General features: G+C 25.3%; 8 protein-coding genes. 1 reads left to right on the top strand and 7 read right to left on the bottom strand.

Features of this window, described 5'->3' with window-relative positions:
* Positions 1 to 214: 214 nt before the first annotated feature.
* The 3 genes from repA (AB4W61_RS02565) to AB4W61_RS02555 all read right to left on the bottom strand — a co-directional run bounded on the left by repA (AB4W61_RS02565) (position 215) and on the right by AB4W61_RS02555 (position 2551).
* Positions 215 to 1066, bottom strand: a complete 852-nt coding sequence (gene repA, locus AB4W61_RS02565; RefSeq protein WP_367679176.1) for a plasmid replication initiator RepA — start codon at positions 1064 to 1066, stop codon at positions 215 to 217.
* A 107-nt stretch (positions 1067 to 1173) separates the two neighbouring features.
* Positions 1174 to 1896, bottom strand: a complete 723-nt coding sequence (gene repA, locus AB4W61_RS02560; RefSeq protein WP_367679175.1) for a plasmid replication initiator RepA — start codon at positions 1894 to 1896, stop codon at positions 1174 to 1176.
* 157 nt (positions 1897 to 2053) lie between these two features.
* Positions 2054 to 2551 carry a TIGR00645 family protein gene (locus tag AB4W61_RS02555; RefSeq protein WP_367679174.1) on the bottom strand — a complete coding sequence of 166 codons (498 nt, stop codon included), beginning with the start codon at positions 2549 to 2551 and terminating at the stop codon, positions 2054 to 2056.
* A gap of 218 nt (positions 2552 to 2769) precedes the next feature.
* Here AB4W61_RS02555 and AB4W61_RS02550 point away from each other — a divergent pair, with 218 nt between their 5' ends.
* Complete coding sequence (locus AB4W61_RS02550) at positions 2770 to 3231, top strand: Hsp20 family protein (RefSeq protein ID WP_367679173.1); 462 nt, start codon at positions 2770 to 2772, stop codon at positions 3229 to 3231.
* 224 nt (positions 3232 to 3455) lie between these two features.
* Here the strand turns inward: AB4W61_RS02550 and leuA are convergent, their stop codons facing one another.
* The 4 genes from leuA to leuB form a co-directional block, all read right to left on the bottom strand.
* Entirely contained in the window at positions 3456 to 5012 is a 1557-nt protein-coding gene (gene leuA, locus AB4W61_RS02545) for a 2-isopropylmalate synthase (RefSeq protein ID WP_367679179.1), read from the bottom strand.
* 88 nt (positions 5013 to 5100) lie between these two features.
* On the bottom strand, positions 5101 to 5718 hold the full coding sequence (leuD, locus tag AB4W61_RS02540) for a 3-isopropylmalate dehydratase small subunit (RefSeq protein ID WP_367679178.1): 618 nt from the start codon (positions 5716 to 5718) through the stop codon (positions 5101 to 5103).
* Positions 5719 to 5761: 43 nt separating this feature from the next.
* Positions 5762 to 7159, bottom strand: coding sequence for a 3-isopropylmalate dehydratase large subunit (leuC, locus tag AB4W61_RS02535; RefSeq protein ID WP_367679177.1), 1398 nt, complete (start codon positions 7157 to 7159; stop codon positions 5762 to 5764).
* Positions 7160 to 7162: 3 nt separating this feature from the next.
* Entirely contained in the window at positions 7163 to 8254 is a 1092-nt protein-coding gene (gene leuB, locus AB4W61_RS02530; RefSeq protein ID WP_367679180.1) for a 3-isopropylmalate dehydrogenase, read from the bottom strand.
* Positions 8255 to 8488 lie beyond the last annotated feature (234 nt).

Here is an 8488-nt window from a genome sequence, read left to right as displayed (position 1 = left end):
AGTATGTTATAGACCAAATTATACCAACATGCTAACAATATTAAAGTTAATATTACCAAAAATAATAATAAAAAAATTAAATTGATTAATTGTAATATATGTAAGAAAAATAGTAGATTTTTAAAAAAGGGGGAGTTACACTAAAAAAATTAATTTTTAATGTATTAAATTTTAAATAAAATGAATAGAATAATTTAAATTATATTTATTTACTTCATGGAATATCCGGGTAGGGAGAAGTAACTAATTTTTTTAAATAGTAATACTCAACATTAATTTGTTTTTTTAATCCTTCTGATCCCATTTTTACTAATTCAGGTAAAGAATACTCTTTTACAAGAAATTGTAATATTTTTTGTTTTGCAATTTTTTCTTCTAAAAAAAACATTTTTTTAGCTTTTCTTCTTTTTTTTAAAAAAGTATAACGGGATTCTCGGTATTTTAATATACCCCGAATTCTATTATCTCGTCCTTTTTTTTGAGCTTCTTTTAAAGAAATTTTCTTTAAACCTTTTTCTACTAATTGTTTATTAATCCACCCTAATTGTTGTGATCGTGCATTTTGTAATTTAATGTTAGATACTTCAAATAACATAAAAAAAAGAGGTGTTAAAATAATTATTTTAGGCATATAGTTTCCTAAAATAGGATCCCATTTTTTTTCACATTTTAGAAAACCCATTGGTTCCATAAATTGTGTGATTAATCTAGAAGCTCTAGTAATAGACTTATTACCAGCCGGTGATATAGTGGATAAACCACATTCATCAGATAGTTGCTCTACTGAAGCTTGGACAATTTTTGATGTTAGATTAAAATGATAAAGCATTGCTTGAACCATAGCGCGCATAGCAGAAGCTCGATGTTTATTTAATTGTCTTTCTCTATGCAAGTATAATCCTGTTTTGGGATCAATAGGTTGTATTGTATAATGCAAAATACCTTTTGCAACATCAATTTCTTGCGCCATTTTCATTGCATAACGAATGAAAGTAGGTCTATTTTTATTCCCCTTGGGAGGGGTAAATACAGGATTGGGGTTGTTTATATAATTTCTTTTTAACATAGTATTTTTATTCTAATAGAGTAATTTTACTTATTCAATAATGTTTAAATAATTAAAATTTTATTAATATATTAATTTTTAAAATAATATAATTATTGTTTTAAAATTTATAAATAGTATTTTTCACTAATTTTTTTTAAATACATATATTCAGTATTAACTTTTTTTTTCAATCCTTTAGAACCCATTTTTGTTAACTCAGTTGTTGAATAGTGTTTTATTAAAACATTTAAAATTCTTTTTTTTATTTTATTTTCGTCTAAGTTAAAAATTTTAGGAAATTCTTTATGAATAATAAAATTGTTTAAAACATGAGAAATATTTTGATTACAATAATGTTTTTTATAAATTTTATTTTTTACATTTGCTATTCCAACTATTTTAAAAAAAAGATTTTTTATTTTTATGGTTTTATGGATACAACTTTTTGATGTAACCAAAGAACATAAACCCATTGGTTCCATAAATTGTGTGATTAATCTAGAAGCTCTAGTAATAGACTTATTACCAGCCGGTGATATAGTGGATAAACCACATTCATCAGATAGTTGCTCTATAGTTGATTCAACTTCACAAGATTGCTCATTTAAATAATAAAGCATTGCTTGAATCATAGCGCGCATAGCAGAAGCTCGATGTTTATTTAAACCCCGAATTCGATTTATCGTAGTAATATTATTTTTTACATAATTACTAGTATGATGAACTCGCGCAATATCTATTTTTGCAGCGAGCTGCATTGCAAATTTTATAAATTGTGATCTTTTTTTACCTTTTTTATACGGGATAAAAGAGGGATATTTATTGTTTACATATTTTTTTTTATACACTCGATAAACACACTTTTTCATTATTTATGATAATAAATTTAATATTATTTAAAATAATATTAAATGCTACTAAAAGTAAAAAATTGAAATTAAATAATTATTAAGAATAAAAATCTTAACATTAAGATAATTTTTTTTCAATAAAAATATATAATATTTAAGAATAGTGTTTTTTACTCATTTTATCTATATATGCCATACCAAAAGCAGATAAAACAAAAGTTAAATGAATAACTACACACCACATAATTTTATTATCTGAAATTTTATCTGCATCCATAAATAATCTTAATAAATGTACTGAAGATATTGCTACAATAGAAGAAGCAACTTTATTTTTTATTGAATTTACATCCATTGTCCCCATCCAACTTAACCGTTTTTTATTTTCTGTTGTTTCCATTTTTGCTATAAAGTTTTCATAACCAGAAAACATTACCATAACTAATAAACCCCCTACTAATGCAATATCTATTAGGGATAATACAATTAACACTAATCCAGATTCAGACATAGTTAAAATTTCAGGTATAACACAAATAATTTGTTGAAAAAACTTTACTGTTAATAGAACAAAACCAAATGCTAAACCAATATAGACAGGAAACATTAGCCATCGTGAACTATAGATAACATTAGCAATTCTCTTTTCCATTTTATTACCTTATTATATAATAATGCATGTATTAATTTATTATTTTCTATAAAAATTATTTTTTTTTTTCGTTCTGTTATTGAAAATTTTATAAATATAACATATATATATATATGCTAATAATTTAATTTTTAAAATTTATTATTTTCTATAAAAATTATTTTTTTTTTTCGTTCTGTTATTGAAAATTTTAATATTTGAATATGAAGGAGTAATTTATGTCATATCATTCATTTTCTTTGGAACCTAAATATGAAAACACTATGTTTTCTCAACGATTTAAGGAAATAGATAAATTATTTAGTACTTTATCGGGTAAAAAAATAATTGCAGATAGTGTTCCCCCCTATGACATACTACAGTTAAAAGAAAATTTTTATAAATTAATTATTAGTGTTCCGGGATACTTTGAAGAAAATTTAGAAATTTCTACACAAGACGATCAGCTAGTTATTATTGGAAAAAAAGAAATTACAGAAAATACTAATGAAAAAAAAGAAACTGTAGAAAAAATATTGCATCAGGGAATTTATACAGGTGATTTTTCTTTAAGTTTTCGTTTAAATCAACGAATATCTGTTACTAATGCAACTTTAAATCAGGGTTTATTAACCATATATTTTAAATACCAAATTCCAGAAAAACAAAAAATACAAAAAATACAAATTAATGTAAAATAAAAATTTTAATTATTAATTCAAAAATTTTATAAATAAATAATAAGTTTATATTATTTTATTCTCTTGTAAAAGTAAAAAAGTAAAAATTATTAAAAAACTTTTTTCTATTACAAGAGAATCTTTGAATAAAATATTTTGTATATTTAACACTGTAAGGTAATTTAAAATTGATTTTATATTTAAATAATAATGATGTTATTAATTAACAATATTATTAAAATTTTTTATTTTTTATTTTTTATATTTTTTATTTTCGATTTAATTTTATTAGATAACCAAATATTATTTAATACATTTAGCATTGCTTTTATAGACGATTCTATGATGTCTGTTGCCAAACCTATTCCATGAAATTTACGATTATTATATTTTACTACTATATCTACCTGACCCAATGCATCTCTTCCCTCACCCTTACCAACGAGATGAAATTTTTCTAAAACAATCGGAAGACCTGCTATATTATTTAACGCTTGATAAATAGAATTTACAGGTCCATTTCTTGTTGTAATAATTTCATTTAAAATTTTATCTCCACATAGAAGTTTAACTGATGCTGTTGAAACCCCCGTAGAATCAGAATGTATGCTAAAATATTTTAGTTGAAAATGTTCTTGATTCTTATCTTCTTGATTGCTAATAAAAGCAAGAGCTTCAAGATCGTAATCAAATACTTGCCCTTTTTTATCTGCTAATTTCAAAAAATTTAAATATAATTGATTCAAATCATAATCATCATCTTGATATCCCATTTCACGCATATGATGTTTTACTGCAGCTCTTCCTGATCGAGATGTGAGATTTAACTGTACAGCTTTTACCCCAATTGTTTTAGGATCAATAATTTCGTAGTTTGCTCTATTTTTTAATATTCCATCTTGATGAATACCTGAAGAATGTGCAAATGCATTACTACCTATAATAGATTTATTAGCAGGTATGGGAGTATTACATAATTGACTTATTAACTGGCTAGTTCGATATAACTCATTGTGTTTAATATTAGTAAAAACATTTAACAATTTCTCTTTTAATTTAATTGTTAATATTACTTCTTCTAAAGCTGTATTGCCAGCTCTTTCCCCAATCCCACTAATTGTACCTTCTATTTGTCGTACACCTGCTTCTATTGAAGCAATAGCATTGCCTGCTGCTAATCCTAAATCGTCATGACAATGCGCAGAAATAATAGCATTATCAATATTGGGGACTCTATTAAACAAATTTTTAATAATTGTTTTAAATTGACTAGGTATGGTATATCCAACAGTATCGGGTATATTAATTGTTGTAGCTCCTGCCTTGATAACGCTTTCAACAATTCTACATAAATTATCTATTGATGTTCTTCCAGCGTCTTCACATGAAAATTGCACATCATCTGTGTATTTTAATGCAATTTTAATTGAATGAATAGCCATTTCAATGATTTCAAAAAAATTTTTTTTTAGTTTAGATTTAATATGTAAATCAGATGTACCTAAAAATAAATGAATTCTGGCACTTTTAGCATTACGCATTGAAATACCTGCTGCTTCAATGTCTTTTTTTATACATCTAGCTAAACTACATATTTTACTATTTTTTATTCTTTCTGAAATCATTTGAACGGATTTAAAGTCTCCAGGGGAGGAAATAGGAAACCCTGCTTCGATTATATCGACTCCTAATCGTTCTAAAGATACTGCAATCTGTAATTTTTCTTTTACAGTGAGGCTTGCTTGTAATGATTGCTCTCCATCTCGTAAAGTAGTATCTAAAATAATAACTTTTTGACTCATAATCCCCTCTAACTATAACCTGCTTTCAAAAAATAAAATTTATTAAAAATAATATTTTATATAAATAATCATTTATAAAAATAATACATTAGGATATTAATTTATATATGAAAAAATTTGGGATTTGATTTTCATATTTCTTGATTTTTTTATAGTGTTGTAAAGTAAAATCTATTTCATCTAATCCGTTTAAAATACACATACGATGAAAATTACTTAAATAAAAATAATATTTTTTTTTCTCAAAAAAAACATAGTTTTCTATTAAATCAACTGTAATTTCAGTTATTTTATTTTTTTTTATTAAATTAAAAAATAAATCAATAATGTTTTTATCTAGAGTAATAAGTAATAATTGGTTATTAAAACTATTAGTATAAAAGATGTCAGAAAAACTAGAAGATATAATAATTTTTATCCCATAATCTAAAAGAGCCCATACTGCATGTTCGCGGGAAGATCCACATCCAAAATTATCTCTTGTTAATAAAATTGTGGATTTACGATAACATGGTTTATTTAAATTAAAATCAGGATTAAGCATCTCATTATTATGATCAGTATATCGCCAATTATTAAATAAATGTTTTCCAAAACCAGTTTTTGTTACTTTTTGCAAAAATTCTTTCGGTATTATCGCGTCTGTATCAATATTTGATATATCAAGGGGTATAATTGATCCTGTATATATAGAGGGTATATTCATAATTTTAATATTAACCTGAATAAAAAATTTATTTTTTAAAATATTATATATTTTTAATATCAACAAAGTAACCAAAAATTGCTGCAGCAGCAGCAGTAATAGGGCTAACTAAATGAGTTCTTCCCCCTCTTCCCTGTCTATCTTCAAAATTTCTATTACTTGTAGAAGCGCACCTTTCTTCTTTATTTAGTTTATCATCATTCATAGCTAGACACATGGAGCATCCAGGTAATCTCCATTCAAATCCTGCATTTATAAAAATTTTATCTAAACCTTCTTTTTCTGCTTGAATTTTTACTAATTTTGAACCTGGGACAACTATTGCTTTTGTTTTTTTTGATACTTTTTTATTTTTTATTATTTTTGATGCAATTCTTAAATCTTCAATTCTAGAATTAGTGCAGGAACCGATAAACACTTTATCAACAGTTAAATTAATTATTTTTTGATTAGGTTTTAAACCCATATATTTCAAAGCTTTTTCAGCAGCTTGTTGATCGATTATATTATTTATTTTTTTTGGATCAGGGATATGTTCTGTAATATTTATTGTTTGACTTGGATTCGTCCCCCAAGTTATTTGCGGTTCTATTTGGGATACATCAAATTTTACTATTTTATCAAATTTTGCATCGTTATCGGTTTTTAAATTTTTCCAATATTCCAATGCATTGTTCCACCTTTCTTTTTTGGGAGTATATGGTAAGTTTTTTAAATATTTATATGTAGTTGCATCAGGTGCTATAATTCCTGATTTTGCCCCCATTTCTATAACCATATTACATATAGTCATTCTCCCTTCCATTGTTAAATTTTCTATTGTTTCTCCTGAAAATTCAACAACATAGCCTGTACCAAATGCAGTTCCTACTTTTTTTATAATATAAAGAATAACGTCTTTTGCTGTAATATAAGGTTTTAACATTCCGTTGATTATAATATTCATTGTTTTGGAGCGAGCTTGTTTTAATGTTTGGGTAGCTAAAACATGTTCCACTTCTGATGTTCCTATTCCAAAAGCAAGAGCTCCAAATGCTCCATGAGTTGATGTATGTGAATCGCCACATACTATAGTCATCCCTGGTAACGTTAAACCTTGTTCAGGACCCATTACATGTACTATTCCTTGATTAATATGATTTAAATCATATAATTTAATATTAAAATCTTTGCAATTGTTAATCAGTTGTTGCATTTGAATTTGAGCTGCTTTACCTGAAGCGTTAATTTTATTTGTTGTAGTAGAAACGTTATGATCCATAGTTGCAAATGTTTTATGGGGTGCATGTACTATTCTTTTTTTATTTCTTAAAGACTCAAATGCTTGAGGAGAAGTTACCTCATGTAATAAATGAAGATCTATATATATAATTGGTAATGTATTTTTATCTTCATAAATAATATGAGAATTATATAATTTTTCGTAAAGAGTTTTTCCCATTTTTTAAGCCTTTTTTGCCAGTAAATCACTTATTTTATCCCCTATTTGATTTGTTTTTAAAAAATTTTGGGGGTTTTTTGAAATATCTATAGTCATATATTTTTTCATAAGAGCTTCATGAACAGCTTCATCTATGCATGAAGAAAGAAAGGGTAAATGTAAAGAATATTTTAACAACATTGAAAGTGATAAAATTTGTGCAATGGGGTTTGCAATATTTTTTCCAGCAATATTAGGAGCTGATCCTCCAGCTGGTTCATACAGTCCAAAACCTTTTTCATTTAAACTAGCTGATGGTAATAATCCTATTGAACCAATAATAGCTGCACATTCATCGGAAATTATGTCTCCAAATAAATTGGAACATAAAATTACATCGAATGAGCTTGGATTTTTGATTAATTCCATTGTTGCACTATCTATATACATATGTTCTAACTTTACATCAGGAAATTCATATGCAATTTCATTGACTATGTTTCTCCATAATATGGAGCTTTTTAAAACATTTGCTTTATCTATAGAAACAATTTTTTTTTTTCTTGATTGAGCTATTTTAAATGCTAATTTTGCAATACGTTTAATTTCTGATTGAAAGTAAATTTCAGTATCAAAAGCATATGGATTATCAATATTGGTAACTTTATTTGATTCTCCAAAATATATACCTCCTGTTAATTCTCGAATACATATTAAATCAATACCTTTTTTTATTATGTTATTTTTTAAAGGAGAAATATTTAATAAATGTTGAGATAGTTTGCATGGTCTAATATTTGCAAAGAGATCAAAATGTTTTCTTAATTTTAATAATCCTGCTTTTTCTGGTTTTTCTATTTCGGGTAAATGATCCCATTTGTTACCTCCTACAGATCCGAATAAAATTGCATCAGCATTTTCGCATCCTTCTATAGTCTCTTGTGTTAAAGCTATACCATGTTTATCTATTGATACACCACCTACATCATATTCACACGTTTGAACATTAAATGAAAAATTTTTTTTTAATACTTCGATGATTTTATATGCTTCTTGAATAATTTCAGGACCTATTCCATCTCCTGGTAGTACTGCAATCTTATATAATTTTTTTATCATTTTTGTCTCAGTATAGAACTTAAAAAATTTTTTATTCGTATTAATTCATTTTGAATATAATAATTTTTTATTTGTTTTACATAAATTTTTTTAATTTTATACTAATAGTATATTGATGTAAATAAATTTTGTGTGTTATGTTATTTTTCTTTTTTATATTATTAATACCTTATGTAATTTTGCATTTATAAACATAGAATGCATATAAAATTAAAATTAACTTGCATCTAT

The organism is Buchnera aphidicola (Thelaxes suberi), assembly GCF_964059005.1.
Lineage (GTDB): Bacteria > Pseudomonadota > Gammaproteobacteria > Enterobacterales > Enterobacteriaceae > Buchnera_I > Buchnera_I aphidicola_C.
This window is presented reverse-complemented; position numbering and strand designations above follow the sequence as displayed.

Bases quoted from the DNA above. Each gene is read 5' to 3' on its own strand.
- repA (WP_367679176.1), bottom strand. From the start codon at position 1,066: ATGTTAAAAAGAAATTATATAAACAACCCCAATCCTGTATTTACCCCT.
- leuA (WP_367679179.1), bottom strand. From the start codon at position 5,012: ATGAGTCAAAAAGTTATTATTTTAGATACTACTTTACGAGATGGAGAG.
- leuD (WP_367679178.1), bottom strand. From the start codon at position 5,718: ATGAATATACCCTCTATATATACAGGATCAATTATACCCCTTGATATA.
- leuC (WP_367679177.1), bottom strand. From the start codon at position 7,159: ATGGGAAAAACTCTTTACGAAAAATTATATAATTCTCATATTATTTAT.
- AB4W61_RS02555 (WP_367679174.1), bottom strand. From the start codon at position 2,551: ATGGAAAAGAGAATTGCTAATGTTATCTATAGTTCACGATGGCTAATG.
- AB4W61_RS02550 (WP_367679173.1), top strand. From the start codon at position 2,770: ATGTCATATCATTCATTTTCTTTGGAACCTAAATATGAAAACACTATG.